Genomic DNA, 26,271 nt, shown 5'->3' with positions numbered 1-26,271 from the left:
TAAAAAGCGCGCACCCTCGGGAACGCGCGCTTTCTATCTAATTTGCCTAACGGGTTCAGGCGAGCTGACCGTGGCAATGCTTGTATTTCTTGCCAGAACCACACGGGCACGCCTGATTGCGTGCAACGCGGCCCCAGGTTGACGGATCGTTCGGATTTACAGTGCCCGATGCCTGACGCGACTGAACTGTCGCATTTTCACCGTCCTGTGCGTCACCTTCAAGCTCGTCTCGGTTTTCATGCATTTCCGGCTGCGGGCGACGGGCTTCAAGGTCTTCGGGACGTGGTGTCGACTGCAATTCAACATGCGACAACATTTGGGTCACACGTTCACGCAGATTTGCCAGCATGCCCTCAAACATGTTGAAGGCTTCACGCTTGAACTCATTAAGCGGATCACGCTGGCCATAGGCACGAAGACCAATGCCCTGACGCAGATGATCAAGTGCCAGAAGGTGTTCTTTCCACGACTGATCAAGAAGCTGAAGCACAAGGCTTTTTTCAACCTGGCGCATGATATCAGCACCATAATTGGCAACCTTGGCCGCCATCTTTTCGGAAGCAGCACGCTCAAGACGTTCACGCATCGCTTCCTGATCAATGCCCTCTTCCTTGACCCATTCGGCAATCGGAAGATTAACACCAAGAAGACGCGTGGTTTCTTCGTGCAGGCTCGCGACTTCCCACTGTTCCGGGTAAACTTTTGCCGGGCAGAATTTTTCGACCAGTCCCTCGATGACTTCGGCGCGCATGTCTGCAACGTCTTCGGCAACATGTTTGGCCTGCATAAGATCGCGGCGCTGTTCATAAACGACCTTACGCTGATCATTCATGACATCATCAAATTTAAGGACGTTCTTACGAATATCGAAGTTACGTGCTTCGACTTTCTGCTGGGCTTTCTCAAGCGCCTTGTTGATCCAGGGATGGTAAATCGCTTCACCTTCCTTGAGACCAAGTTTCTGAAGCATGCCATCCATACGCTCGGACCCGAAGATACGCATCAGGTCATCTTCCAGCGACAGATAGAATTTCGAACCACCCGGATCCCCCTGACGACCGGAACGGCCGCGCAGCTGGTTATCCACTCGACGGGATTCATGGCGCTCGGTCCCGATCACAAACAGACCACCTGCCGCCAGAACCTTTTCCTGATCGGCTTTGACTTCGGCTTTGATCTTTTCAATCGCCGCAGAACGCTTGGCTTCGTCGGTGACATCCGCCAGTTCATTCTCGACGCGCATTTCAACGTTACCGCCAAGTTTGATGTCGGTACCACGACCAGCCATATTGGTGGCAATCGTGATCGCACCGGGTGCACCGGCCTGTGCAACGATCAGGGCTTCGCGTTCATGCTGCTTGGCATTGAGAACTTCGTGCGGAATTTTCTTCTTTTTCAGAAGATCGGACAGAATTTCCGATTTCTCGATCGACACAGTACCGACAAGGGCCGGTTGACCGCGTTCGTGGCAATCGGCGAGCTGTTCGGAGATCGCAATCCACTTTTCTTTGGCCGTCCGGTAAATCTCGTCATCGGCATCCTTACGGGCAATCGGGCGATGAGTCGGAATTTCAACAACTTTCAGGTTGTAGATTTCCTCGAATTCCTCGGCCTCGGTCATTGCCGTACCGGTCATGCCGGCAAGGGTCGGATACAGGCGGAAATAGTTCTGGAACGTGATCGACGCCAGCGTCTGGTTCTCGTTCTGGATCTTGACCTTTTCCTTGGCTTCCAGTGCCTGATGCAGGCCATCGGAATAACGGCGGCCTTCCATCATACGACCGGTAAATTCATCAATGATGACAACCTTGTCATCCTTGACGATATAGTCGGTATCTTTCTGGAACAGCTTGTGAGCACGAAGCGCCTGATTGACGTGATGGACAAGGTGAACGTTGGCAACATCATAAAGTGTGCCTTCGGTCAGAATACCCATTTCCATCAAAAGCTGTTCGGCGTGCTCTGTCCCGTCTTCGGTCAGGGTCACGGCACGTGCTTTTTCGTCTTTTTCAAAATCTTCTGCGGTCAGTCTCGGGATCAGAACATCAATCGCGCGATACAGTTCCGAGCTGTCTTCGGCAGGCCCCGAAATGATCAGCGGGGTACGTGCTTCGTCAATCAGGATCGAGTCGACTTCATCGACGATCGCAAAATTGAACGGACGCTGAACCATATCTTCAAGGCGGAACTTCATGTTATCGCGCAGATAATCAAAGCCCAGCTCGTTATTGGTCGCATAGGTAATGTCGCATGCATAGGCCGCACGGCGCTGATCATCGGTCATGCCATGCATGATCACGCCAACACTCAACCCAAGGAAGCCATAGACCTCGCCCATCCATTCCGCATCACGGCGGGCCAGATAGTCGTTGACCGTCACCACATGAACGCCCTTGCCTTCAAGCGCATTCAAATAAACCGGCAAGGTTGAAACAAGCGTTTTACCTTCACCGGTTTTCATTTCGGCAATTTTGCCCAGACACAGCACCATCCCGCCAAGAAGCTGTACGTCATAATGACGTTCGCCGCGAACGCGCTTGGATGCCTCGCGGATGGTGGCAAAAGTGTCGGGCAGGATGTCGTTCAAAGTCTCGCCATTCTTGAGACGTTCGCGCAGCCAGTCCGTGCGGGCGCGCAGTTCATCATCAGACAGCTTCTCGACATCGGGTTCCAGGGCATTGATTTGCTCGACCGTGGCCCGCAGGGCTTTGACTTCACGATCGTTAGCTGAACCGAAAATTTTCCGGGCAATGGCGCCGAGCATTAATACGTTCCTGAACAAATGAATAAAGACACGAATGAGCAGCGGCAGAAAGCCGAGCCCGATCACAGATAGAACCCTGTCTGCCATCTGTCAACGGAACGAACCAATATCACTAATGTTGGGCCGGAAATTACCGTCCCACGGTAATGAATTCGCCCGATGATGTAACCTGCCCCTTGCGAATACCGCGCTCCCTGCACCTTCTGGCTTGAGAAACGCACAAAAAAAACGTACTATTTTCCCTGTTATTTTAAACTTCAAAGAGCATGTAGCTCAGTTTTGGCAATCAGGAGTGACCTGATCACCCTGCCAAAGACATCCTCAGGAGGAGGAAATGGTAGATTTCTCCGCGCTTAATCCGTTTCGACAGGGCCAATCGGCCCTTGGCGACGCGCGTCAGGCTCATGGCAAAGCCGCCCCGGCAACCGGTCAGGATTCAGCGCCGACCAATGGTGATGCGCGTACGCGCATTGATCCGGTCGCCCTTTCCGACGATGCACTGGCCGCACATAACAACAGCCAGCAACTGACACCTGCCAGCGGCAAGGCGCTTTCGGGTAAAGCACTGACAACCGAAGAGCTGTTTGAACGCGCCCTTGATGTGTCGCTTGAAATGATCCGCGGCAGCGTGCAGGAAATGTTTGCCCTTTCCGGCATGAGCGAAGAAGACGCAATTGCTGCGACTGATGCCATGTTTGATGGCATTCGGGACGCCGCCAAGGGTCAGGACCAGTTCGAGTTTTCCTTTGACCAGGCCATTGCAAGCCATAGCAAAACCGCCATCTCCTATGCCGGTGCAAATGGTGCGGCAGTAGGTGTCTCTGAATCGGCCATGATGGCGGTTCAGTCCCTTGATATCAGCATTGATAATGAAACCGGCGAATTCTCGTTCAATTATCAGGCCGCCAAGATCGAAGTGGTTCGCACCGAAGCCGTCGCAATTGGCAACAGCATGGGTGCCGCCCTTGGCGCACTGGGTGCGGTCATGGATGGACTGGGTGGCGGATCGCTTGTCGATATGCTTGGCAACCCGGCCAATGCCGAGAATGGCGGCCTTCTGTTTGATATCAACGACAACGGAGTCGCCGAGTTCATTCGCGAATTGATGAACGCAACCACTGGCGCGAATGATCAGGAAAACGACGGCACGACCCCGTCAGCCAATCCGTCGACAGGTCAGTCGATTGCCGCCGAACGGATGGCAGCACTCAATGCCCAGATCACCGAACAGTTTATGGAACAGGCAACCCTGATCGTTCGCAGCATCAGTCAGGCCACCCCGGATGAGGGCGCTGGCAACAATCAGTTGAAGCTGACCGTCGACATGATGATGCCGATGGGCCTGTTTGGTCAGGGTGGCAATAACGCGACCTTCACTTTCCCGACAGGTGAAACCGTGCCGGTGATTGATCCGTCACAGGAACAGGATGTTCTGATTTAACTGCAACGGGATGTCAGGATCTGGCATCCCGCAGCCCTTCAGGAAGGAGGCGCTGAATGTTTGACCACGCACCCCTTACAAATCCGACTGCACATCAAAATGCAGCGACAATAGCCACGTCTCAGGCCGCGGCCCAAAGTGCCGTGTCAGACGCAATGTCGGCTGACAATCGGGCGACAGATAACACCAACCTTTCCAGCCAGCGCTCCATTGTCGATCAGATTGACCTTAGCATCGAGGCCAACCGTCGCCTTGAACAAGCCCTTGGCGCGTTCCAGCGACCGGTGTTCGAGATACAGACCAGTGCCCTTGATGTCGTCAATGCCATCAAACCGGCAATGGACGAGGCCCAAACGCGAATGAACCGCGAAGCCTTTATTGTGCTTGCCATGATGGGTGTTCCACCCGCCAAGGCCCGCGCAATGGCGAATGCCATGACTGGTGGCGCTCCAGAGGAAATGGCCGTTATAAGCGGCAATGGATCACGCGGTTCGGTTCAGGAACTGGCTCTGAATATCACCAAGGGTGCTGCACAGATCAATTTTGGCGCGTTATCTGTGTCATCTCGCAGTATCGAAATAGATATCAGCGCCTTCGAAGCAAAATTTTCCAAGGTTGCCGGTCAAGCCAGTATCTCAATTTCGGAATTCGAAGCTCATATCGAAATGGTCCGTATTGAAATTGCCCAGGCATTTCAAAAGGACCCGCTGATCCTTGATCTCGATGGCAACGGCATCGACATCACAAGCCTTCAGGACGGACAGAAATTTGACATTGATGGAGACGGTACGGCTGAACAAACCGCATGGATACGCGGTGCGGATGCGCTTCTTGCCCTTGATCGCAATGGTGATGGCAAAATCAATGATGGCCGTGAACTGTTTGGTGACCAGAATGGTGCCAAGGACGGATTTGCCGAGCTTGCGAAATATGATGACAATCTTGATGGTCTGATCGATCAGCAGGACAGCGTATTCTCGTCGCTTGTTCTGCTCCGTGCTGATGGAAGTCAGCAAAAACTGTCCGATGCGGGGATCAGGTCCATATCGCTTTCCATGATCACGCCGCTTGATCAGCGTCTGATTGGCGGCGATCTGGTCGCAGGCTCGCAGTTTGAACGTGATGACGGATCAGTCGGGCAGGTTGGCGAAGTCTTCTTTGACGTAAAAATCTGAACCATTCCGATCAAACTTCATAAATCGGTTACAGCACCGCAACGGCGATATCCGAGCCGGGAAGAATGCCGCAAAGCAGGCTGTTCGCGACGGCTTGCTATATTTCTGCATTTGAATGTTAGGCTTTCACATTTTAGACAGAATGCTTTGCGAAAAAGCCCGACTTCCACGGCGAAGCCTTGTGTATCACCCGCTTATGTGATTTACCCGTGGAGAGAGGCACTGGGCGAGAAGCCCGCGAAATCAAAGTCTGGAGAAACTATGCTGCGCAATACCCTTCTTGCCGCGTCGCTGGCATCCGTCATTTTTGCTTCCCCTGTCATGGCACAGGACGCTGCACCGAAAGAAGATCCGGTTCTGGCGACAGTTAATGGCGAAGAAATCCTGGAATCTGAAGTCCGCGCGACCCAACAGGGCCTGCCGCAACAGTATCGCCAGCTTCCTTTCGAGATGCTCAAAGCTGACCTGTTAACCCGCGAAATCAACCAGCGCCTGCTGATGATTGCAGGCAGTGATGCCGGTCTTGCCGATGACGCAGAAGTCAAGGAACGCGTCGAAGCACTTGAGCGCCGTGTGATTGCAGAAACCTATCTTGATCGCGCACTTGATGATGCCGTCACCGAAGACGCCATCAAAGCAAAGTATGACGAATTCACCGCAAGCAACACGCCGGAACCGCAGGTTCATGCGCGCCACATCCTGCTTGAGAACGAAGAAGACGCCAAAGCAATCATCGCTGAACTTGACGATGGTGCAGACTTCGCCGAACTCGCCAAGGAAAAATCGACAGGCCCGTCCGGCCCGAACGGTGGCGACCTTGGTTTCTTCAACCGCGCTGACATGGTTGAACCGTTTGCCGATGCTGCATTCTCGATGGAAGCAGGCACCTATTCCAAGGAACCGGTTCAGACCCAGTTCGGCTGGCATGTGATCAAGGTTGAAGAGAAAAAAGAAGGCACCCAGCCGACGCTTGACGAAGTACGTCCGCAGCTGACCGCCGAAGTTACCCGTGATGCCATCAACAAGATCGTTGACGGCCTTCGTGAAGATGCCGACATCGTCAACAATGTCGAAATCGAAGCGGCCAAAGCAGCAGAAGAAGCTGCAAAGAATGCTCCGGCTGAAGAAAAGAAGAACTGATCAGTTCGGCTTGACATCGACTGATCTGCAATTCACATGAACCAAACGGGGTGTGGCCAATGGCTTCACCCCGTTTGCGTTACCGATACTAATCGGCATTAATGCATTCTGCTGCTTGCTTTTCGTCACCATTGCGGCAGGATGAAACAAACTCGTCCATTTAAGGAACTTGCACTGATGGTTGCGACTTCGCTTTCACCGCTTGCCCCCGCAGCATTCCCCGAACTTCCCGCCATTGCCGGTGTCAAATTGCACACTGCAACACTTGGCATTCGTTACAAGGGCCGCCCGGATGTTCTGTTCGCAGAACTTGAAACCGGCACCCAGGTTGCAGGTGTTTTCACCACATCGACCACCGCATCTGCGGCTGTGCGATGGGGACGTGAAGCACTTAAGGGCGGAACCGCGCGTGCATTCTTTGTCAATGCGGGCAACTCGGTCGCCTTTACTGGCAAGGCAGGCGAAAAGTTCGTCGCTGACAAGGTTGAATGTGCATCCAGGGCGCTTGATTGTGCAAAGAACGAAATCTTTACCGCATCGACCGGTGTGATTGGTGAACCGACGACAGCCACGCGTATCACCGATGCGATGGATGATCTTCTGGCAAATGATGCGAGCTGGCTTGATGCGGCCAAGGCGATCATGACCACTGACACCTTCCCCAAAGGTGCGTCTGCAACCGCAATGATCAATGGCACCAAAGTCACCATCGCCGGTATTGCCAAGGGTTCGGGCATGATTGAACCGAACATGGCGACCATGCTGAGCTTTGTTTTCACCGATGCCGCCCTGCCGCACAGCGTTCTTCAGGCGCTGCTGTCTGATTGCAATAATCGCAGCTTCAACGCAATCACGGTTGATAGCGACACCTCGACCTCGGACACCCTGTTGCTTGCTGCAACCGGCAAGGCCGGGAACGGGTCGGTATCTGATGCAAATGATCCGGCAATTGTCGAATTCAAGAACGCGCTTGAAGGTGTGTTGCGCGACCTTGCCCATCAGATCGTTCGGGATGGTGAAGGCGCGACCAAATTCATCACCGTCAATGTCACCGGTGCCGTAAACGAAAAAGAAGCCAAGATTGCCGCCAAGGCGATTGCCAACTCGCCGCTGGTCAAAACAGCCATCGCGGGTGAAGACGCCAACTGGGGTCGTATCGTTATGGCCGTTGGCAAATGCGGCGTAACGGCCGACCCGAACAAGCTGACCATTTCCATCGGTGGCATTGCACTTGCCAAAAATGGTGAACGCGTTGCCGATTATGACGAAGGCCCGGTCGAAGCCCATATCAAAGGCCAGTATATCGATATCGAAGCTGATCTTGGCTTTGGCGATGGGGCGGCCACTGTATGGACCTGTGATTTGACCCATGGCTATATTTCGATCAACGCGGATTACCGCAGCTGATCAAAGGAAGTCCGGAACAGAAACCAGAACGCCGCCCCAAATCCGGGCGGCGTTTTGCGTCTTGAGGCATTGCTGGTTGTCCCGACAATCACTTCCGGCGGGGAATATTTCCGTTCAGAACCAGTCCCACATTCGCACCTTCAAGCTCAACCTCGCTCAGATCGGTATCACCAAAGGCAACACCGGCGACATTGGCCTTGGTAAGGTTCGCGCCCTTCATTTGGGCTTCCTCAAAGACCGAGTTCCGCAGATCCGCCTGCTCAAAGATCGTGTTGGTCAAATCCGCGCGCCAAACAGTTCCGGTCTTGGCCCCCTTTTTATCGCGCTGATCAACACCGCCAAATTTCACGCCCTGAAATACGGCTTCCGTACAGTCGGAATTGGTCATACGAACACCATCCAGAGCCGCACCATTCATACGGACCTTTTGCATGTTTGCATCGCGCATCGAACACATCGCCAGGATCGTATCAACGAACAGGGCGCCACGCAGAATGCATTTGTCAAAACACGCACCCGACAAATCCAGCCCTGAAAAATCCAGACCGGTCAGATCACGGCCAATCGCGATCATGGGTTCACCGCTTTTGCCACCGGTGGCAAGCCATTCACTATGACCATTTACCAGATCACGAATATCGTCGGCCAAAGGCGCTGTCGGAGTGCCCCCACCAATCGAATAGGATGTATTGGCCTGACTAAGGTCAACACCGGTCATATCCACATTGCGCAGGTTCGCACCGCTCAGATCGGCACCGACAAGCTCGCACCCTTTGAGCTTGGCCCCTTTGAGGTTCGCATTACGCAGCTTTGCCCCGTTAAGGTTACAGCCCGTCAGGTCGGCCCCTTCAAGGTTGACCGCAAACATGTTGGCATCACTCATATCAGTATGTGCAAGCCGTGATCCCGACATGTTTGTGCCTGAAAGATTGGCCCCCCACATCATGGCACCTTCAAGGTCCGCGTTGGTCATATCGGTCGTCCGTTTGACCGGACGTTCCTGGGAACCTTCAATGACCACCATAATGCCGGCCCGCAGATCAATACCGGTCAGATTGGCATTGCGCAGTTTGGCCCGCGCCATGTTTGCACCGCGCAGATCGGCACGCAGGAAACTTGATCCTTCCAGATCGGCTTCGACAAAGTTGGAGCCAAACAGATCACAATAATCAAAACAGACATTATGTGCGGTCGCCTGGATGAAGTTCGCCCCCGGAAGAACGGCCTCCTGCAAACTGATTTTGCTCATTTTGATGCGGGACAAATTGCCGTTACGCACTTGCATGCGCTGACCGCCCGGCTTTTGGTTCAGATAAAGCTGATGCAACTTGATCGCATTAATCAGCTCGGCACGTTCTGTCATGTGACCGATATTCCCCCTTAGCGAGATCACATTGCTTTGTATCTTTCTAATAAACTTCAACAACTGATCCCAACGCAACGCAAATCGCATGGCGCTAATACTTAAAGTCGTTCTAGCGAAGGATATTGGATTTTGCATCCCCCCCTGATGGTCAGGAGCCTTTGGCAGGTTTCGATATCTGATCAGGAACCGTTGGGCGGGGCGCCCTTAATTCCGGCCTCAGTCAGATCAACTTCGTCCAACACGGTTTCCGCTGGCCCCTTTGAACCGGGTTCACTCAAATCAGAGCTCCAAAGACCGGCATGCGAAAAATCTGCTGTGGTCAGATCAGCCTGCCAGACATCCCTGTTTTCTGCCCTTTGGCATCGCATTGATCATCCCGCATTGCCGCAAACAGACCGTTTGCACACGGTTTTTCTTCTCTGCTTCCTTTGAATTGCAGCCGTAATCTTGTTCTGAGCGGCAAAAGCGCCCATCTGCAAGACAGCAAATGATATGAATTGGCCGCATGCATCAGATCCTTTTTGTCGATGACGACGCAAACATCCTGAGCGCACTCAGACGTCGGCTGCGCAGTGCGCGACCGGATTGGGATTTGCATTTCGCTGCAAGCGGTGCAGAAGCCCTGTCTCTTGCCAAAGACCGGAATTTTGACGTTATCGTTTCCGACATACAGATGCCGGAAATGGACGGAATTACGCTTCTGGAAAAGCTTCAGGATACCCATCCTGATGCCGTCCGGATCATTCTGACGGGACATGCCGACAACGCGTCCTACCTGCGAACCATTGGTCCGGCGCATCAGTTCCTCAGCAAGCCCTGTGACAATGAAAGCCTGATTGAAAGCATTGAAAACGCACTTGGTCTGCGCCAGCTGCTTCAAAGTCCGGAGCTCAGGACACTGGTTGCGGAATCCAAAAGTCTGGCATCACCGCCCGACACCTATATCCGGCTCGAAAGTGCATTTTCCAATCCGGATTATTCCCTTGAAAGCATTTCAAAGATCGTTGAATCCGATATCGCACTGACGACGGAAGTTCTCAAACTGACCAATTCGTCCTACTTCGCCGTGACCCAGAATGTTGCTTCTGTTTCCCACGCTGTCCGTATGCTGGGCATGGAAACGCTCAAGGCGCTTGCACTGTTTGTCGGTCTCTATCGCGGTTTTGATGGCCCGCCCGGTCAGGCAGCCAACCTGAAACGCCTGTGCCATCGCAGCCAGCAAATAGGCGTCACTGCCGCCCTGATTGCCGAATATGAAAAACTTCCCCGCGAAATTTGCCATGCCGTTCCAAGTATCGGGATGCTAAGCCACATTGGCACCCTGATCTTGTATACGAACCGGGCAAATGAAATGGATGCCGTCACCAAACGGGTCGAGGCCGAAGGCATTTCCATTGATCAGGCCGAAACTGAGCAATTCGGTGCCGGACACGCCGAAATCGGAGCTTACCTTCTTGGTCTTTGGGGTTTTCCTGCACCGGTCGTTCAGGCTGTTGCTTATCATCATCGACCGATGGATCTCCCACACAAGGAGATGAATGCACTGACATCAATCTATGTCGCGCAACATCTGGCACGTGAGATCGCCGATCAGGACAAGGGGCGTGCTGTCGAAAACCTCATCGACATGGACTATCTTTCCCTTATCGGCAAGGCAGACCGTCTCGAAGAATGGAAAAATATCGCCCGTATTGTGTCCCTGAAATATAGTGAACTGACCAACAACTAGAAAATAAATTCACCCTACGGTTGCGTCCTGTTTTCTGGGGATTCCATGTAAATGCCGAAGACCCTCCTCATATGCGGACTATGATTTGGGTAGATTTCACCCCATCTATCATTCATGGAACACGCATAAGAGGCATATCATGAGCATCATCCTTTTTGTTGATGATGAAACAAACATTCTGGAAGGCTTGCGCCGTCGGCTTCATTCAATTCGGCCGGACTGGAAGTTGACCTTTGCCCAGAACGCAGAAAGTGCAATTGCACAAGCCGATGAAATGGAACCTGATGTTGTCATTTCGGATATGCGTATGCCCGGAACAGACGGTGCAGAACTCCTGACCGTGATGCAGAAAAAGCATCCCCATACAGCACGGATAATTCTTTCCGGCTTTAGCGAACAGGAAGCCATCCTGCGCACTGTCGGCCCTGCTCACCAGTATCTGGCGAAACCGTGCGACGACCGTCTGCTGCTTGAAACCATCGACAATGCGCTGGATTTACGCAACTTGCTGACCAATCCGGATTTGCGCGCGCTGGTTGGGGGGATTGATACACTTGCTTCCCCGCCAACGACATACAGCAATCTGGTGCGCGCACTTGAAGACCCGCTTGTCAGCAATGACACCCTGACATCGATTGTTTCCTCCGATATCGCACTGACAGCCGAGGTCCTGAAACTCACCAATTCGGCCTATTTTGCCATTCGTCAGAATATCACGTCGGTTTCGCAGGCAATCCGCATGATCGGGATTGACACACTCAAGGCCCTGGCACTTTTTACCGGCCTGTTTCGCAGCTATGATGGCCCGAAAAGCGATGCAACGCGGATGATGCAACTGTGCCAGCGCAGTCAGCAACTTGGCGTTCTGGCCACATTGATCGCCGAGCAGGAAAAACTTGATCGCGAAATCATCAGCGTGATGGCCGCCATCGGCATGCTAAGCCATACCGGCAGCCTGATCCTTTATGCGTTTCGCGCGCGCGAAATGACCGAAGTCATCAAGCGTGTCGAAACCGAAGATATCCCGATCTATGTCGCTGAATATGAGCAGTTTGGTGCCGCACACCCTGAAATCGGAGCCTATCTTCTTGGCCTGTGGGGGTTCCCCAGTGCAATGGTTCAGACCGTGGCTTATCACCATCGCCCGCAAGACACCCCGCACCGTGAAATGAACGCGCTGACGACAATCTATGTTGCGCAACATCTTGCCCGCGAGGTCGCCGTCGAACTCAGAACCGGCAAGGCCCCCGAAAGCCGGATCGACCTTGAATATCTTGACCGTCTGGGCAAGGCCGACCGCCTGCCCGCATGGCGCGAAACCGCGCTAAAGGTCGAGCAAAAGTACTGCGAACTTGCGAAATAGGGGAGGCAGACATCATGGAAGATCCCGTTGTCCTTTTCGTCGATGATGATGAAAACTTGCTGATGGGTTTGAAGCGCAGGTTACGCGGCAAGTTCAATTTTGACACGGCCATCGGCCCCCTTGAAGCCATCGCCAAGATCAAGGACGGCGCCCGGTATGCTGTTTGTGTGGCCGACATGCGCATGCCGGAAATGGACGGTGTGCAATTATTGGCCGAGGTCGCAAAACTGAGCCCCGATACCGTCGGTATGATGCTGACTGGCAATGCCGATCAGAAAACCGCTGTTGAAGCCATCAATCAGGGCCGCATATTCCGTTTCTTCAACAAACCCTGTGAAGATGACGAACTGATTACCGGTGTGAGCGCCGGGTTACGGCAATATCAATTGATCACCGCTGAAAAGGCCCTGATCGAACAAACCCTTGCCGGCAGCGTCAAGGTCCTGACCGAAGTTCTGGCACAGCTTAATCCCACAATCTTTGGCAAGGCCATGCGCGCCAAAAGATGGTGTGACAGAATTGCCGGGCCGATCGGTTATCCCCATCCGTGGGAATTGGGGTTGGCCGCCCTGCTTGCCCCGATTGGTTATGTTTCGCTGCCGCCTGATATTCTCGCACGCCTTGGCGAGGACAAGGCACTTCAACCCCTTGAACGCGACGTCGTTCGCCGAACCCCGGAAGTTGCCCGCAACCTGATTTCCCATATCCCCCGTCTGGAACAGGTCGCACAGATCGTCTATCTGCAATATCGCGACTATGACGGTTCGGGCTTCCCCGCAGACGGGCCCCAGGGACAGGATATTCCGCTTGGGTCCCGCATTCTGCGCATCTTGAATGATCTTGGCAAAATTGTTGAAAGTGATCTGGTCGTTCAACAGCATTTCGAAGAATTACGCCAGAAACCCAAGCGCTATGATCTGGCATTGCTCGATAAAATCGAACTGGCATTGGCCGATATCGATCCATCCTACGACCAATCCACCTTCCCCGAAGGAACAGAGCACGACATCTATCTCAAACATCTTCGGATGGGGGATTTTCTGATGACGGACATCGAAACCCGCGACGGTCACGTTTTACTGACGCACGGAAACTATGTTTCCGAGGTTCAACTCCAGCGCCTGCGCGTTTTCCAGAAGCTCCACCAGTTTCATGAACCGATCCGCATTCGTCGTGGCGGTGGCGGCACAGGTGCCGAAGAATGATCCTGCAGCACATGCGCGATGAGAAACACCATGACCGATGATCAGGGCAATATCGAACCACCCAAAATTCTCAGCGGCGGCGACGAGGTGGTCACAAATGATGGCCTGCTTGAAGAAGCCCTGAGAATTCAGGCCCCTGCCGAAATACAAAAGCGGTATATGACCCTGTTCAACGAACAGCGCCGCCGCAAAAAGGAAATCACCCAGCGCCTGAAAACCATTCTCGACACGGTGGTCGAAGGGATTCTGATCGTTGATGCCACTGGCATCATTCAGGATTTCAATAAATCCGCAGAAGAAATTCTGCGCGCGCAAGGCAACGAACTTCACGGCACATCGGTCGATGTGATCTTTATTGATCGCAAAATGACGGTCCGCCACAGGTTGCTGAACCGCTGCATCAATATCAGTTCCGGCGTTCTGAAATATGACTATACCGAAACCATGGCCCAGCGCCTTGATGGCGACAGCTTCCCGATGGAAATCATCGTAAGCCCGGCCAATTTCAGCTCGGAAATGAGCTATCTCTATATCTTCCGCGACATCACCCGGCGCAAGCAGGCCGAAGAATCCCAAAAGAAGCTTGAAGAAGATCTGCGTGAAGCTCTCAAGCTTGAGGCGATTGGCCATCTTGCAGGCGGCATCGCCCATGAAATCAATACGCCAAGCCAGTATATCCGCGATAATCTGAAATTCCTTAATGACAGTTACGGTGCCTTGTCGCGGGTTCTGGGACTGGCCTTGCAGACATTGTGGAAAAACCGCGACCGCCTGCCCGCCAACACCTTCGAGGAATTTGCCAGACAATTGCGTGATTCCGATCTGGAATTCCTGCTTGAAGAAATTCCCCATGCCACACAGCAATCCCTTGATGGCATTAATCAGGTCGCACGCATTGTCTTGTCGATGAAGGAGTTCTCGCACCCCGGCGGAACCGAAAAAACCACAACCGACATCAATCGCGTTCTTTCAAATGTCATCGTAATTTCGCGCAACGAATGGAAGCATTACGCCGACGTCATCGAGAAGTTTGATCCCGAAATTCCTCATATCCCGTGCTATATCAACGAGGTCAACCAGGTCTTTCTCAATCTGATCGTCAATGCGGTTCAAGCCATTCAGGAAGCCGGGCGCAAGCCGTCAGAAGGCATCATTACGGTCAAAACGACCTCGCTTGATGACAGTATCCTGATCAGCATTTCTGATAATGGCACCGGCATTTCAAAGGAAAACAGATCCAAAATATTCAATCCGTTCTTTACCACCAAGGAAGTTGGCAAAGGCACGGGACAGGGATTGTCGATCACGCACGACATCGTCACCGTACGTCACGGTGGTCGCATCTGGTTTGAAACCGAAATGGGCAAAGGAACAACATTCCATGTCCTGCTTCCGGCCGAAGATCGCAGCGGAAAACCCGCAACCGAATAGCGCCGAGCCCCGAAACCGGCGCCTAGCGCGGTGCAAACAGGATAATTCCCGCACCAAGCAAACAGACAACAAGCCCCGTCACATCCCATCGGTCCGGGCTGGTCCGTTCCACCGCCCACATCCAGAAGACCGACGCCGTAATATAAACGCCGCCATAGGCCGCAAAGGCCCGCCCGGCAAACTCCGCCTCAACCCGGGTCAGAAGCCAGGCAAAGACGACAAGCGACGCAATACCGGGCACAATCCACCAGACAGACTTTCCGGATCGCAACCACGCCCAAAAGGCAAAGCACCCGGCAATTTCCGCAAAGGCTGCAAAGATATAGGCCGCAATGCTGTGCATTGATTTTCCTGTTTGATCTGAAAATCAGAATGCCGGGCGCAAATCACCGGCATATTTGCCCGCCCAGTTGGTCAGGACAGGTGTCAGATAGTTCTTAAGGATTTCTGCCTTGGCATCGTCAATCACGCCATGTTTGCGCAAAAGTGCCCCCATCGCAACCTCGGCCCCGCGCTGGGTACCATCATCGATCTTAAGGGCAACACCCAGCCCCTGTTTGGGGAAAGCCGCACAATAAACGCCTTCGGCACCAACCTTGACCAGCGCATCCTCGCCGCATTCTTCCATGATACCGGTACAGAACCGGCCGGTCCCCGCCACCATGAAGGGGGCATTTGCACATCCCTTGCGGATGCGTTTGATTGCAGCAATGCGTTTTTCATCAAGTCCGGCCGGATCAGCCATGCGTGCCATCGCAAGACCAAGATCACGCAAACGCATCCCGATCACCGGAATGCCACAGCCATCAATACCGCGCGGGGTCGATGACAGATCGCAATCCCCCATTTCCTCAAGCACCCTGATCAGGCGCTGCTGTGCCGGATGGGATTCCTCGATATAGCCTTTGGGGTCCTCACCCATCTGCACAATGGTGCTCAGGAAACCCGAATGTTTACCAGAACAGTTGTTGTGCGCCTTGGTCAGGGTGACGTGATCCGATGCCTGTTTGATCCCGGCCGCTGCACTCAGCGAATAATGCGGTGCGCATTCCAGCGTATCGACCGAAAGCCCCAATTTCTCAAGCCAGGCCTTGACCGTCTGCGCATGTTCTTCTTCACCGTTATGGGACGAGCAGGCCAAGGCAACGTGCTTGTCTTCAAGCCCGAATGCCTCAACCGCACCGCTTTCAACAAACGGAATTGCCAGCAACGGTTTGATCGCAGATCGCGGATACATCAGGGCATCAATATCCCCACCCTGATCCACCACGGTCCCGTCCGCTTTCATCACGACATAACGGCCGCGGTGGAAACTTTCGACCATTTCGCCACGGGTGGCTTCGACAAGGATCGGGTTGGCAGCAATTGACTGGGTCATCGGGATGCTCCGGCAGATGTGGGACTGTTCATCCTATGCCCGAAATTTGGGGTCAAAAGCAAGCATCGCCAATCCGGCATCTGGAAACGCACCCGCGCCCATACGACGGATCACGGCACTTTGGGCATCGGAATAGCCGTGTGATTCTTGTATTCCTTTAAAACCAGACTGGATTGAACATCGCGCACATTTGGCATTGAAAGTAACTTGTGGGTTACGAAATCACCGAAACTTTCAATATCGCGCGCCACCGCCACAAGAAGAAAATCCTGCCGTCCGGTCATCGCCCAGCAGGACAGAACTTCGGGCAGATCATTCATCGCACGGGCAAAATCCTCGGCACCGGCTTCGGTGTGGCTTTGCAAACGGACCTGAATGGTTGCCAGCACACCGAATCCCAATTTCTTGCGATCGACAAGGGCGACCTGCCCCTTGATAATCCCGGATGCCTCAAGCTGTTTGACACGGCGCAAACACGGAGATGGCGACATACCGACCAATTCGGCCAGTTGCACATTGCTGATCCCGGCATCCTTTTGCAGGGCTTGCAGGATGCGAATGTCGGTCGCATTCAAAACAACATCGGTCATTTTAAACCTCAAATCATATCAATCAGGTCATGATATGACGATCATAGCGCATATCAACACCCTATTGGCCATAAAATGACATTAAAATTGATGTAAAATGATTCTCATAAACGGCGCAAAAACCCGAATGAGGACGGCCATGGATCAGGGAAAAAATCTTCGTGGCGATTACAGCCACATCAATAATGACTACACCATACAGCAGGACTGGGGCACATATACCGAAGCCGAACACGATCTTTGGCGTCGTCTTTATGCCCGTCAGTTACGCATCCTGCCCGGCTATGCGGCAGAAGACTATATCAGCAATCTCGCACGTCTGGATGCCGCCGATCAGATTCCGCATTTCAACCGCGTAAGCGAACAGCTTCATGCCGCAACCGGTTGGCATCTGGTCGCCGTTCCGGGCCTTGTTCCCGATGATGTATTCTTTGACCATCTTGCAAACCGGCGTTTTCCGGTCACGGTCTGGCTGCGCAAACCCGAAGAAATGGACTATCTGGTGGAGCCGGACATCTTCCATGACTTCTTTGGTCATGTACCGATGCTATATGATCCGGTCTTTGCCGACTATCTGGCCGCTTATGGCGCAAAAGGCCCCGAGGCCATTGCCATGGGGGGTCTTAAGAACCTGGCGCGCATGTACTGGTACATGGTCGAGTTCGGCCTGATCATGACCGATCATGGATTGCGGGCCTATGGCGCAGGGATGCTGTCATCCCAGACCGAGACCATTTATTCCGTCACCGATCCGACCCCCAACCGCGTGGCCTTTGATCTCGAACGGGTCATGGCGACCGACTATGCAATTGATGATTTCCAGAAAACCTATTTCGTTCTGGAAAGCTACGATCAGCTGTTTGATGCGATGAAAGTCCCAATGGCACCTGTCTATGAACGGCTGGTCGATAAACCCGCCATTGATCCGGCAACAACACTGCCCACCGACCGGCTCTATCATGTGCATGGCAATGCCGACAGCATCATTGCACTTGGGCAGGCCCCCCGCAAACAGGAACCCCGGAGACAACAACGCCCTGCATAAGGCAGGGCGTGGCGGTCAGATCAATTTAAACGGACAGATGCCTAGCAAGCACTCATGGAATGACCCAGCACCCGATTAAGCTGCTCAAGCACTACAGTCGGGCTGGCATCCTTGCTGATGAAGTCAGCCGCGCCCAATGCATCCGCCTGGGCGCGCGTATCTGCGTCATAATGGGCTGAAAAGAAGAATACAGGCACATTCACCGCATCAGGGTAACGGCGACGAATTTCGCAAAATGCCTCAAAGCCGCTCATGCCCGGCATTTCAATATCAAGAATGATGGCACGGGGATAAAGCCCGTCAAGTTGATCGATCAGATCGTCGGCACAATCAAAACCGGCCACGTCATATCCGGCCCGACGCAACACTGTTTCGAGTGCGGCCTTGGCACTGGGGCTGTCGTCAGCAAATGCAACCAGTCCATCAGGACCAATTTGCGACGGCATGGCGCTAAGCGCGTTCATGGATGGCGATACTCCGAGATTTGGGACAGCCCCAAATTGACAGATGAAAATGTCAAATTGGTTAAACCTGCCGATTTTTTGCCACATAGCTTTGCGATCAGGCATCGTGCCGCCAAAGTATAAGACGCCTTGTCGCGGCAGCACAGGACACCGCAAAGGGTGTGCGCTGCGGAAAAATCGAATGAATTCTGACACATGACGTTACGGAAACATCACCTTTGATCTGGTATCTAAGTCGAAATAGGTATTTCCATGCCTATTTACGGAATTAATGTCAGATGCTATAAACCGGCCTGTCGCGAATGTGACCGGGAAATATCGTCGGGAATCCGGTGCGGCCAGACGTTAATGCGTTATTGCCAAACCCGGAACTGCCCCCGCAACTGTAAGTGCACAAGGCGGTCAGCCCTTTGCACGAGTCAGAATACCGATAATGTTTCCCTGGTTTGAAATGGGCCGGGCGGGGTGTACCGGGTACTGGGAATCCGTAGTAAAATAATATTTGGGAACGTTCCGTCATCTGGCAGTCATCCCCATATAACGCCAACCAGACGGAAAGAAACCAAGCCGGGAGAAACCATGTCCGACCCGCTTAAACTTGCATCCGAGTTTCCATCTGCTGATTACGCAAGCTGGCGCAAACTTGCCGAAGAGGCCCTTAAAGGTTCCCCCTTCGAGAAAAAGCTTGTGACCCAGACGCTTGACGGATTCGCCGTACAGCCGATCTACACCAATGACGATCAGGATGATGCAACCCGGCTGATCCACGAAGTTCTTAATGCCTCGGTCGAGCCGCGCGAAACGGTGACCGGTTGGGATATCCGCCAACTGCATGCCCATCCCGACCCCAAACTGACCAATGCCGCCATTCTCGAAGATCTTGAAAATGGCGCGACCTCCATCACACTCAAACTTGATGCCGCTGCCCGTCAGGGGCGCGAAATCTCGTCGGGTGAAGTCGGCGTTGACGGGGTTGCCATTCATTGTCTGGCGGACCTTCAACTGACCCTTGATGACGTTTACACCAATCTTGCGACCATCGGTCTTGATGCGGGTGCGGCTGGCGTCCCCGCTGCGGCCCTTCTGGCCGCCCACATCGCCAATGCCGAGGGCGCGGATGAAGCAGCCCCGGCCTTTAACATTGATCCGATTGGTACTCTTGCTGCAACCGGCGCCCTGCCCTGCAACGCAGAGGATGCCATCAGTCATGCGGCGTCTGTTGCCTGCGAACTGATTGATCTTTTCCCGCTGGCGACCGCGATTTCGGTCAATGGTGCCCCCTATTACAATGCAGGTGCCACCGATGGTCAGGAGCTGGCATGTTTGCTTGCCTCGGGTGTGACATATCTGCGTGCCCTGACCGATGCCGGTATGGCCGTTGATCAGGCCGCCGGTGCCATGGTCTTTAATGTCGCAATCGGAACCGACTTCTTTGCCGGGATTGCCAAACTGCGTGCGCTTCGCATGATGTGGAGCCGCGTGCTTTCTGCCTCCGGCGCACAGGACGCAACGATTTCCATCAACGCGGTGTCTGCCGAAATGTCACTTAGCAAGGTGGATCCCTGGGTCAATATGCTGCGCACCACCGTCACCAGCTTTGCTGCCGGTCTTGGCGGTGCGGACAGTGTCACCTGCCTGCCCTATGACCACCTGATCGGTTTGCCCGATGGTTTTGCACGGCGTATCGCGCGCAATACCCAACTGATCTTGCAGGAAGAAAGCAATGTTCACCGCGTCATTGATCCGGCTGGCGGGTCATGGTTCATCGAAAATCTGACCAAGGAACTGGCACAAACGGCGTGGGGCAAGTTCCAGTCGCTTGAAGCAGCCGGTGGCATCATCAAGGCCCTTGCCAGCGGTTCGCTGAAATCTGAAATCGAGACTGTCTGGCAAACGCGCGAAAAACGTCTGGCAACAAGACGCGATCCGTTGACCGGCGTTTCGGAATTCCCCAACATCGCCGAAGCAAAGGTCAAATGTGATCTGCCCGACCTTGAGACCATCCGTGCTGAGGCCAAGGCACGTCAGACCAAATATGACGGCACGGTTGGCAAAGACCTTGCATCCATGATGGAGGCCGCCCGTTCCGGTGCGACCATCGGTCATATCTTTACCGACCTTTATGGCACCAGTGCCGCGGCGCGCGTTGCGGCACTGACACCTCATCGTCTGTCGGAAAGTTTTGAAGCGCTGCGCAAACGTGCTGATGCGCACAAGGCAAAATCAGGCAGCTTCCCGCAAGTCTTCCTTGCCAATCTGGGCAAGGTTGCCCAGCACACCGCACGCGCAACCTTTGCCCGTAACTTCTTTGAAGCAGGCGGGATCGAAGCCATCACCAATAACGGCTTTGAAGACGCCGATGCCGCCGCAAGTGCATTTGCCGATAGTGGCGCAAAAATCGCCGTGATCTGCGGATCGGATCTGCAATATGGCGAAATCGCCGGTACCGTTGCCAGGGCCCTGAAATCGGCCGGTGCAACATATGTCTATCTTGCCGGTCATCCGGGCGAGGCGCGCGCGGATTACGAAGCCGCCGGAATTGATGAATTCATCTATGTTGGCGCAGACGTTCTGGCGATCTGTGGCACGGCCCTTGATCACCTTCTTGGCAAACGGGGGGAGAAATAACCATGTCCCGCATTCCTGATTTCTCCGACCTTCCGCTTTTTGACGGCGCATCTGCCGGGGCCAAGGACCCGTTCCAGTCCGCCCCCTGGACCACGCCAGAAGGCATTGACGTCAAACCGGTTTACGGCCCCAAGGATCTTGATGGCATTGATCATCTTGCCACCATGCCGGGCATGCCGCCATTTTTGCGCGGTCCCTATCCGACCATGTATGTGCAGCGCCCCTGGACCATCCGCCAGTATGCCGGTTTCTCGACCGCCGAAGAATCCAACGCCTTCTATCGCCGCAACCTTGCCGCCGGTCAAAAAGGCCTGTCGATTGCCTTCGACCTTGCCACCCATCGCGGCTATGACAGCGATCATCCCCGCGTAACCGGCGATGTCGGAATGGCCGGTGTTGCGATTGACAGCATCTATGACATGCGCACCCTTTTTGATGGCATCCCGCTTGATCAGATGTCGGTTTCCATGACGATGAATGGTGCGGTTCTTCCGGTGATGGCGCTTTATATTGCGGCTGCCGAAGAACAGGGTGTGAAGCACGAACAGCTTTCTGGCACCATCCAGAACGACATCCTCAAAGAATTCATGGTGCGCAACACCTATATATATCCGCCGAAACCATCGATGCGGATCATTTCGGACATCTTTGCCTTTACCTCGCAAAACATGCCGAAATTCAACTCGATCTCGATTTCCGGCTATCACATGCAAGAAGCGGGTGCGACCGCTGATCTTGAACTGGCCTATACGCTGGCTGATGGCATCGAATATGCCCGCGCGGGTCAGGCGGCCGGTCTTCCGATTGATAAATTCGCGCCGCGCCTGTCATTCTTCTGGGCGATTGGCATGAATTTCTTCATGGAAATCGCCAAGATGCGCGCAGCCCGCATGATCTGGGCCAAGCTGATCAAACAGTTCGATCCGCAAAACCCCAAGTCGCTTTCGTTGCGTACCCATAGCCAGACTTCTGGCTGGTCTCTGACCGCCCAAGACGTATTTAACAACGTCATCCGCACCTGTGTCGAAGCCATGGCCTCCACACAGGGCCATACACAGTCGCTGCATACCAATGCGCTGGACGAGGCACTGGCATTGCCGACTGATTTCTCGGCCCGGATTGCGCGTAACACCCAGCTGTTCCTGCAACAGGAAAGCGGCACCACCAATGTTATCGATCCGTGGGGTGGTTCATATTATGTGGAACGCCTGACCCGCGATCTGGCGGAAAAGGCATGGGCCCACATCGCCGAGGTCGAGGAACAGGGCGGCATGGCCAAGGCGATCGAAGCCGGCATTCCCAAAATGCGCATCGAAGAAGCCGCCGCCCGCACACAGGCCCGGATTGATAGCGGCCGTCAGACACTGGTTGGTGTGAACAAATACCGTGTGACCGATGATCGCCCGGTTGACGTGCTTCAGGTCGACAACGCCGAAGTCCGCCGCCAGCAGATCACAAAACTGGAACGCCTGCGGGCTGAACGTGACAATGGCGTGGTTGAAAATGCGCTGACCGCACTGACCAATGCCGCAGATAGCGGCACGGGCAACCTGCTTGAACTTGCCGTTCAGGCCGCACGTGCAAAATGCACTGTGGGCGAGATTTCCGATGCGCTTGAAAAGGTCTATGGCCGTCATCAGGCGGTTATTCGCTCGATCTCTGGCGTTTACAAAACCGAAGTCGGCGCTGATAACGAAGCACTGGCCAAGGTTGATCGCCTGATCACGGAATTTGAGGCCAATGAAGGTCGCCGTCCGCGCATCCTGATCGCCAAGATGGGACAGGACGGGCATGACCGCGGCCAGAAAGTCATCGCTACGGCCTTTGCCGATCTTGGCTTTGATGTGGATATCGGCCCACTGTTTCAGACCCCGGAAGAAGCCGCCAAACAGGCCGTTGAAAACGACGTCCATATCGTTGGCGCAAGTTCATTGGCCGCTGGCCACCTGACCCTTGTCCCGCAGCTTCGCGCCGAACTGGACAAGCTGGGCCGTGACGACATCATGATCGTTGCTGGCGGTGTGATCCCGCCGCAGGATTTCGACAAGCTTTATGAAGCCGGTGCCGAGGCGATCTTCCCGCCCGGAACCGTCATTGCCGAAGCCGCTGGCGACCTGCTAGAAAAGCTGAACCAAGCGGGCGAGGAAGCAGCCTGATCTGGTTGCTTCTTCCTGCATCTGCCCATACCCTGACGGGTATATGGCATTGATTTGGCATTCATGAAGGAAGCATCGGTGAAAGAAACACTGCGCACCATACCCGCAGGCACGGGCGGCAATATCAGCCCGCGCAAGGCCGTGCGCAGACGCGTTCTGTCCACCAATGAACTGGTGGATGGTGTCCTTGCCGGTGATCGCACTATCCTTTCGCGCGCGATCACACTGGTCGAAAGCCGCAACCCAGGCCATTTCGAACAGGCCCAAGCGGTTCTTGCCCGCTTGATGCCCCATACCGGCGGCGCCCATCGCATTGGCATCACGGGTGTTCCCGGTGTGGGCAAATCCACCTTTATTGAGGCCTTTGGCAAGAACCTGACCCGTGCGGGCAAAAAGGTCGCGGTTCTGGCAGTTGACCCGACCAGTGCACGATCCGGTGGCTCTATTCTCGGCGACAAGACCCGAATGAACGAGCTTTCGATTGATCCCGATGCCTATATCCGCCCATCGCCCAGCAGTGGCTATCTCGGCGGAGTCAATCGCATGACGCGTGAAACCATCCTTCTGTGCGAGGCGGCCGGATTTGATGTGGTTCTGGTCGAAACCGTGGGCGCCGGACAAAGCGAAACCATGGTCGCGCAGATGACCGATTTCTTTCTGGTGCTGATGCTTCCCGGTGCCGGGGATGAGCTGCAGGGCATCAAGAAAGGCGTACTTGAAATCGCCGATCTGATTGCGGTTAACAAGGCCGATGCAGACCCGGCAAAGGCCCGCGAAGCGAAACGTGAGTATTCCTCAGCTTTGCGAATTTTGCAGCCCACCAGCAAACACTGGCGTCCGCAATCAGTGATGGTTTCCGCCCTGATCAATGACGGGCTTGATAATATCTGGGATCTGATCAACCAGCACCGCGTGGTGATGGAAAAGGAAGGCGAGTTTGCTGCCAAGCGCGCCCGTCAACAGCGCGACTGGATGTGGACGATGCTGCGCGACCGGTTGCTTGAAACCTTTACCCACCGCGATGACGTTGCATCACGCCTGTCCGCACTGGAAACCGACGTCCTTGCCGGTACCACCAATCCGACCGCCGCGGTCGAGGAATTGCTGGGCCTGATTAAAACCAATCCCGCACAGACAAAATAAAAGGCCGCACCACTTCCTGTACGGCCTTTGAAAATCTGACAGCAGCTCAGCGCTATTTCTGATCTGCTTCTTCCTTGAGCTTGTCCTTGAGGATTTTAAGCTTTTCGACCGCGTCATTGATTTCGCGATCAAGGTGAGCAAGACCTTCGCGTTTTTCACGCGGCATTGCTTCAAGTTCGTCCAATGCTTTTTCAACGATATAGAGCATAGTCAATCCTCCTGCTGGCTTCTCGGCACATCCCGAAAAGCTGACTTGCATCTTGTCGGGCTGACACGCTTTGATTATAGCACCAAGCATGTGCCAACCGGGATTTCATTTCAAAGACATAGATCAATCCGGCGCAAGCCTGATGCCTGCGCTTGTGATCATTTTCCATGAAATATCGTGATACGGAATAACCCCTTAACGGGTCAGGAGGCAGTCTGTTCCAGACGATCTTTGAGAACCTGAAGACTTTCAGCAGTCGATTTCAAAACCGCTTCAAGGCCGGAAAGTTTCTCGCGGGCTTCGCGCGAAACGGCTTCGACTTCATCAAAGGCACTTTCAAAAATATACAGCATGCTTTTCACTCCTGCCCGATGCGATCACCGGGCGCTTCATTGTTGTTTTTGATGCTGTAAATTTACTGCGCAAATTCGCTGGAAAGGTGTCAGCAATGCGCTTTTTCCGCCTTATTTCGCCAATCCTCCCCCGCATGCTTCAATGCTGATCTGTGATTTTTCACCGGCACGCTTGACCCATATATGATAAAAGCCGCCATCCGATTTCATGAAACAGGATATCCTGACGATGACGCATCTGGTGCTTGCACCAATGGAAGGACTTGTTGACTGGCGCGTGCGGCAATTGCTAAGCGCGACCGGCGGGTTCGACCTGTGCGTGACCGAATTTATCCGCGTATCGCAAAACCTGTTTCCGGCCCATGTGTTTCATCGCTATTGCCCGGAATTGCTAAATGGCGGCAAAACGCTGTCTGGTGTGCCTGTTCTGGTTCAGTTGATGGGGCATGATCCCGAGCTGATGGGTGAAAATGCGGCCTTTGCGACCACACTTGGCGCACCGGGCATTGACATCAATTTCGGCTGTCCGTCCAAAACCGTGAACAAGCGTGAAGCCGGTGCATCGCTTTTGAAATGTCCGGACAATCTGTTTCACATTGTCTCAGCCGTTCGTCGTGCCGTTCCCGCCGACATTCCCGTCAGTGCAAAGGTCCGGTTGGGCTTTAGCGACAAGGAACTGTTTCTTGATATCGCACGCGCGGTTGAGGCCGGTGGCGCACAACACCTGACGGTGCATGCGCGGACCAAGCTTGAAGGTTACAAACCACCCGCCCATTGGGAATATCTGGCGCGTATTCGCGAAGCCATTTCCATTGGCATGACCGGCAATGGTGAAATCTGGGACGTTGCGGATTATGAAAAATGCCGCGACATATCGGGCTGCGACAGCTTTATGATTGGCCGGGGGGCCATTGCCGCCCCTGATCTTGCCAACCGGATCAAGGCCTTTGAAGGCGGGGCACATGTCCCCAAGCAAAGCTGGGCGGATGTGTTGGCGATGTTGCTGGCCTATTGTGATCTGATGGATTTGGACGGGGCCCCCGAACACCATCAGGCCGGTCGTATCAAGCAATGGATGGCGCTGATCCGCAAAAGCCATGCCCAAGGGGCGAGCTGCTTTGACGAAATCAAACGCATCAATGCCATTGATGACCTGCGCGCCAAGCTGTTCCACGACATGTCGCTTCCGGAAAATCAGCAACAAGACGTTCCAATCGCTGCGGAATAGAGGTCCGGCTTAATCTGGCTGAAAAGCAAAACGGGGTAGTCACAAACCACCCCGTTT

21 protein-coding genes and 1 riboswitch are annotated in these 26,271 nt (G+C 54.0%); of the genes, 13 read left to right on the top strand and 8 right to left on the bottom strand.

Annotation, left to right across the window (positions count from 1 at the left end):
• Nucleotides 1-55 precede the first annotated feature (55 nt).
• Nucleotides 56-2,764, bottom strand: a complete 2,709-nt coding sequence (gene secA, locus WA318_RS03835) for a preprotein translocase subunit SecA (protein ID WP_336080048.1) — start codon at nt 2,762-2,764, stop codon at nt 56-58.
• A gap of 334 nt (nt 2,765-3,098) precedes the next feature.
• Here secA and WA318_RS03830 point away from each other — a divergent pair, with 334 nt between their 5' ends.
• The 4 genes from WA318_RS03830 to argJ all read left to right on the top strand — a co-directional run bounded on the left by WA318_RS03830 (nt 3,099) and on the right by argJ (nt 7,927).
• A complete protein-coding gene (locus WA318_RS03830) occupies nt 3,099-4,205 on the top strand; it encodes a hypothetical protein (protein ID WP_336080047.1) in 1,107 nt (368 codons plus the stop codon).
• Between the two features lie 56 nt (nt 4,206-4,261).
• On the top strand, nt 4,262-5,380 hold the full coding sequence (locus tag WA318_RS03825; protein WP_336080046.1) for a hypothetical protein: 1,119 nt from the start codon (nt 4,262-4,264) through the stop codon (nt 5,378-5,380).
• Nucleotides 5,381-5,641: 261 nt separating this feature from the next.
• The gene (locus WA318_RS03820; RefSeq protein ID WP_336080045.1) at nt 5,642-6,520 is read left to right on the top strand and encodes a peptidylprolyl isomerase; all 879 of its coding nucleotides are present in this window, start codon (nt 5,642-5,644) and stop codon (nt 6,518-6,520) included.
• Nucleotides 6,521-6,697: 177 nt separating this feature from the next.
• Nucleotides 6,698-7,927, top strand: a complete 1,230-nt coding sequence (gene argJ / locus WA318_RS03815; RefSeq protein ID WP_336080044.1) for a bifunctional glutamate N-acetyltransferase/amino-acid acetyltransferase ArgJ — start codon at nt 6,698-6,700, stop codon at nt 7,925-7,927.
• Between the two features lie 88 nt (nt 7,928-8,015).
• Here the strand turns inward: argJ and WA318_RS03810 are convergent, their stop codons facing one another.
• Nucleotides 8,016-9,290 (bottom strand): pentapeptide repeat-containing protein, encoded by a 1,275-nt coding sequence (locus WA318_RS03810; protein WP_114096727.1) that lies wholly within the window; start codon nt 9,288-9,290, stop codon nt 8,016-8,018.
• Between the two features lie 508 nt (nt 9,291-9,798).
• Here WA318_RS03810 and WA318_RS03805 point away from each other — a divergent pair.
• The 4 genes from WA318_RS03805 (at nt 9,799) to WA318_RS03790 (ending at nt 15,021) form a co-directional block, all read left to right on the top strand.
• Nucleotides 9,799-11,022 carry a response regulator gene (locus tag WA318_RS03805; RefSeq protein WP_114096725.1) on the top strand — a complete coding sequence of 408 codons (1,224 nt, stop codon included), beginning with the start codon at nt 9,799-9,801 and terminating at the stop codon, nt 11,020-11,022.
• 139 nt (nt 11,023-11,161) lie between these two features.
• The gene (locus WA318_RS03800) at nt 11,162-12,385 is read left to right on the top strand and encodes a response regulator (RefSeq protein ID WP_336080043.1); all 1,224 of its coding nucleotides are present in this window, start codon (nt 11,162-11,164) and stop codon (nt 12,383-12,385) included.
• Between the two features lie 14 nt (nt 12,386-12,399).
• Entirely contained in the window at nt 12,400-13,590 is a 1,191-nt protein-coding gene (locus WA318_RS03795; protein ID WP_258548596.1) for an HD domain-containing phosphohydrolase, read from the top strand.
• 30 nt (nt 13,591-13,620) lie between these two features.
• Entirely contained in the window at nt 13,621-15,021 is a 1,401-nt protein-coding gene (locus WA318_RS03790; protein ID WP_336080042.1) for a two-component system sensor histidine kinase NtrB, read from the top strand.
• A gap of 22 nt (nt 15,022-15,043) precedes the next feature.
• On the opposite strand, the gene WA318_RS03785 is transcribed toward WA318_RS03790, so the two are convergent.
• From WA318_RS03785 to WA318_RS03775, 3 genes are all read right to left on the bottom strand, one after another.
• Nucleotides 15,044-15,364: a YnfA family protein gene (locus WA318_RS03785; protein ID WP_114096722.1), complete on the bottom strand. Its 321-nt coding sequence runs from the start codon at nt 15,362-15,364 to the stop codon at nt 15,044-15,046.
• Nucleotides 15,365-15,388: 24 nt separating this feature from the next.
• Nucleotides 15,389-16,399: an asparaginase gene (locus WA318_RS03780; RefSeq protein WP_336080041.1), complete on the bottom strand. Its 1,011-nt coding sequence runs from the start codon at nt 16,397-16,399 to the stop codon at nt 15,389-15,391.
• Between the two features lie 110 nt (nt 16,400-16,509).
• The gene (locus WA318_RS03775) at nt 16,510-16,989 is read right to left on the bottom strand and encodes an Lrp/AsnC family transcriptional regulator (protein ID WP_114096720.1); all 480 of its coding nucleotides are present in this window, start codon (nt 16,987-16,989) and stop codon (nt 16,510-16,512) included.
• A 139-nt stretch (nt 16,990-17,128) separates the two neighbouring features.
• Here WA318_RS03775 and phhA point away from each other — a divergent pair, with 139 nt between their 5' ends.
• Nucleotides 17,129-18,034 carry a phenylalanine 4-monooxygenase gene (gene phhA / locus WA318_RS03770; protein WP_336080040.1) on the top strand — a complete coding sequence of 302 codons (906 nt, stop codon included), beginning with the start codon at nt 17,129-17,131 and terminating at the stop codon, nt 18,032-18,034.
• Between the two features lie 41 nt (nt 18,035-18,075).
• On the opposite strand, the gene WA318_RS03765 is transcribed toward phhA, so the two are convergent.
• Nucleotides 18,076-18,498 carry a response regulator gene (locus WA318_RS03765; protein ID WP_114096718.1) on the bottom strand — a complete coding sequence of 141 codons (423 nt, stop codon included), beginning with the start codon at nt 18,496-18,498 and terminating at the stop codon, nt 18,076-18,078.
• Nucleotides 18,499-18,820: 322 nt separating this feature from the next.
• Nucleotides 18,821-18,928, top strand: a riboswitch (cobalamin riboswitch).
• Between the two features lie 149 nt (nt 18,929-19,077).
• On the opposite strand from WA318_RS03765, the gene WA318_RS03760 reads away from it, so the two are divergent.
• The 3 genes from WA318_RS03760 to meaB all read left to right on the top strand — a co-directional run bounded on the left by WA318_RS03760 (nt 19,078) and on the right by meaB (nt 24,425).
• Entirely contained in the window at nt 19,078-21,126 is a 2,049-nt protein-coding gene (locus WA318_RS03760; protein WP_336080039.1) for a methylmalonyl-CoA mutase family protein, read from the top strand.
• A 2-nt stretch (nt 21,127-21,128) separates the two neighbouring features.
• Nucleotides 21,129-23,282, top strand: a complete 2,154-nt coding sequence (gene scpA / locus WA318_RS03755; RefSeq protein WP_336080038.1) for a methylmalonyl-CoA mutase — start codon at nt 21,129-21,131, stop codon at nt 23,280-23,282.
• 78 nt (nt 23,283-23,360) lie between these two features.
• Nucleotides 23,361-24,425, top strand: a complete 1,065-nt coding sequence (meaB, locus tag WA318_RS03750; protein ID WP_336080037.1) for a methylmalonyl Co-A mutase-associated GTPase MeaB — start codon at nt 23,361-23,363, stop codon at nt 24,423-24,425.
• A 52-nt stretch (nt 24,426-24,477) separates the two neighbouring features.
• Here the strand turns inward: meaB and WA318_RS03745 are convergent, their stop codons facing one another.
• Together WA318_RS03745 and WA318_RS03740 are read right to left on the bottom strand one after the other, a co-directional pair.
• Complete coding sequence (locus tag WA318_RS03745; RefSeq protein ID WP_181850146.1) at nt 24,478-24,633, bottom strand: hypothetical protein; 156 nt, start codon at nt 24,631-24,633, stop codon at nt 24,478-24,480.
• Between the two features lie 203 nt (nt 24,634-24,836).
• Nucleotides 24,837-24,986: a hypothetical protein gene (locus tag WA318_RS03740; RefSeq protein ID WP_181850145.1), complete on the bottom strand. Its 150-nt coding sequence runs from the start codon at nt 24,984-24,986 to the stop codon at nt 24,837-24,839.
• Nucleotides 24,987-25,215: 229 nt separating this feature from the next.
• On the opposite strand from WA318_RS03740, the gene WA318_RS03735 reads away from it, so the two are divergent.
• The gene (locus WA318_RS03735; RefSeq protein ID WP_336080036.1) at nt 25,216-26,214 is read left to right on the top strand and encodes a tRNA dihydrouridine synthase; all 999 of its coding nucleotides are present in this window, start codon (nt 25,216-25,218) and stop codon (nt 26,212-26,214) included.
• Nucleotides 26,215-26,271: the final 57 nt, after the last annotated feature.

This window comes from Thalassospira sp. CH_XMU1448-2, from assembly GCF_037027285.1.
GTDB lineage: Bacteria > Pseudomonadota > Alphaproteobacteria > Rhodospirillales > Thalassospiraceae > Thalassospira > Thalassospira profundimaris_C.
This window is presented reverse-complemented; position numbering and strand designations above follow the sequence as displayed.

Coding starts and splice junctions, on each gene's coding strand:
- secA (WP_336080048.1), bottom strand. CDS start 2,764: ATGCTCGGCGCCATTGCCCGGAAAATTTTCGGTTCAGCTAACGATCGT.
- WA318_RS03830 (WP_336080047.1), top strand. CDS start 3,099: ATGGTAGATTTCTCCGCGCTTAATCCGTTTCGACAGGGCCAATCGGCC.
- WA318_RS03825 (WP_336080046.1), top strand. CDS start 4,262: ATGTTTGACCACGCACCCCTTACAAATCCGACTGCACATCAAAATGCA.
- WA318_RS03820 (WP_336080045.1), top strand. CDS start 5,642: ATGCTGCGCAATACCCTTCTTGCCGCGTCGCTGGCATCCGTCATTTTT.
- argJ (WP_336080044.1), top strand. CDS start 6,698: ATGGTTGCGACTTCGCTTTCACCGCTTGCCCCCGCAGCATTCCCCGAA.
- WA318_RS03810 (WP_114096727.1), bottom strand. CDS start 9,290: ATGACAGAACGTGCCGAGCTGATTAATGCGATCAAGTTGCATCAGCTT.
- WA318_RS03805 (WP_114096725.1), top strand. CDS start 9,799: ATGCATCAGATCCTTTTTGTCGATGACGACGCAAACATCCTGAGCGCA.
- WA318_RS03800 (WP_336080043.1), top strand. CDS start 11,162: ATGAGCATCATCCTTTTTGTTGATGATGAAACAAACATTCTGGAAGGC.
- WA318_RS03795 (WP_258548596.1), top strand. CDS start 12,400: ATGGAAGATCCCGTTGTCCTTTTCGTCGATGATGATGAAAACTTGCTG.
- WA318_RS03790 (WP_336080042.1), top strand. CDS start 13,621: ATGACCGATGATCAGGGCAATATCGAACCACCCAAAATTCTCAGCGGC.
- WA318_RS03785 (WP_114096722.1), bottom strand. CDS start 15,364: ATGCACAGCATTGCGGCCTATATCTTTGCAGCCTTTGCGGAAATTGCC.
- WA318_RS03780 (WP_336080041.1), bottom strand. CDS start 16,399: ATGACCCAGTCAATTGCTGCCAACCCGATCCTTGTCGAAGCCACCCGT.
- WA318_RS03775 (WP_114096720.1), bottom strand. CDS start 16,989: ATGACCGATGTTGTTTTGAATGCGACCGACATTCGCATCCTGCAAGCC.
- phhA (WP_336080040.1), top strand. CDS start 17,129: ATGGATCAGGGAAAAAATCTTCGTGGCGATTACAGCCACATCAATAAT.
- WA318_RS03765 (WP_114096718.1), bottom strand. CDS start 18,498: ATGAACGCGCTTAGCGCCATGCCGTCGCAAATTGGTCCTGATGGACTG.
- WA318_RS03760 (WP_336080039.1), top strand. CDS start 19,078: ATGTCCGACCCGCTTAAACTTGCATCCGAGTTTCCATCTGCTGATTAC.
- scpA (WP_336080038.1), top strand. CDS start 21,129: ATGTCCCGCATTCCTGATTTCTCCGACCTTCCGCTTTTTGACGGCGCA.
- WA318_RS03745 (WP_181850146.1), bottom strand. CDS start 24,633: ATGCTCTATATCGTTGAAAAAGCATTGGACGAACTTGAAGCAATGCCG.
- WA318_RS03740 (WP_181850145.1), bottom strand. CDS start 24,986: ATGCTGTATATTTTTGAAAGTGCCTTTGATGAAGTCGAAGCCGTTTCG.
- WA318_RS03735 (WP_336080036.1), top strand. CDS start 25,216: ATGACGCATCTGGTGCTTGCACCAATGGAAGGACTTGTTGACTGGCGC.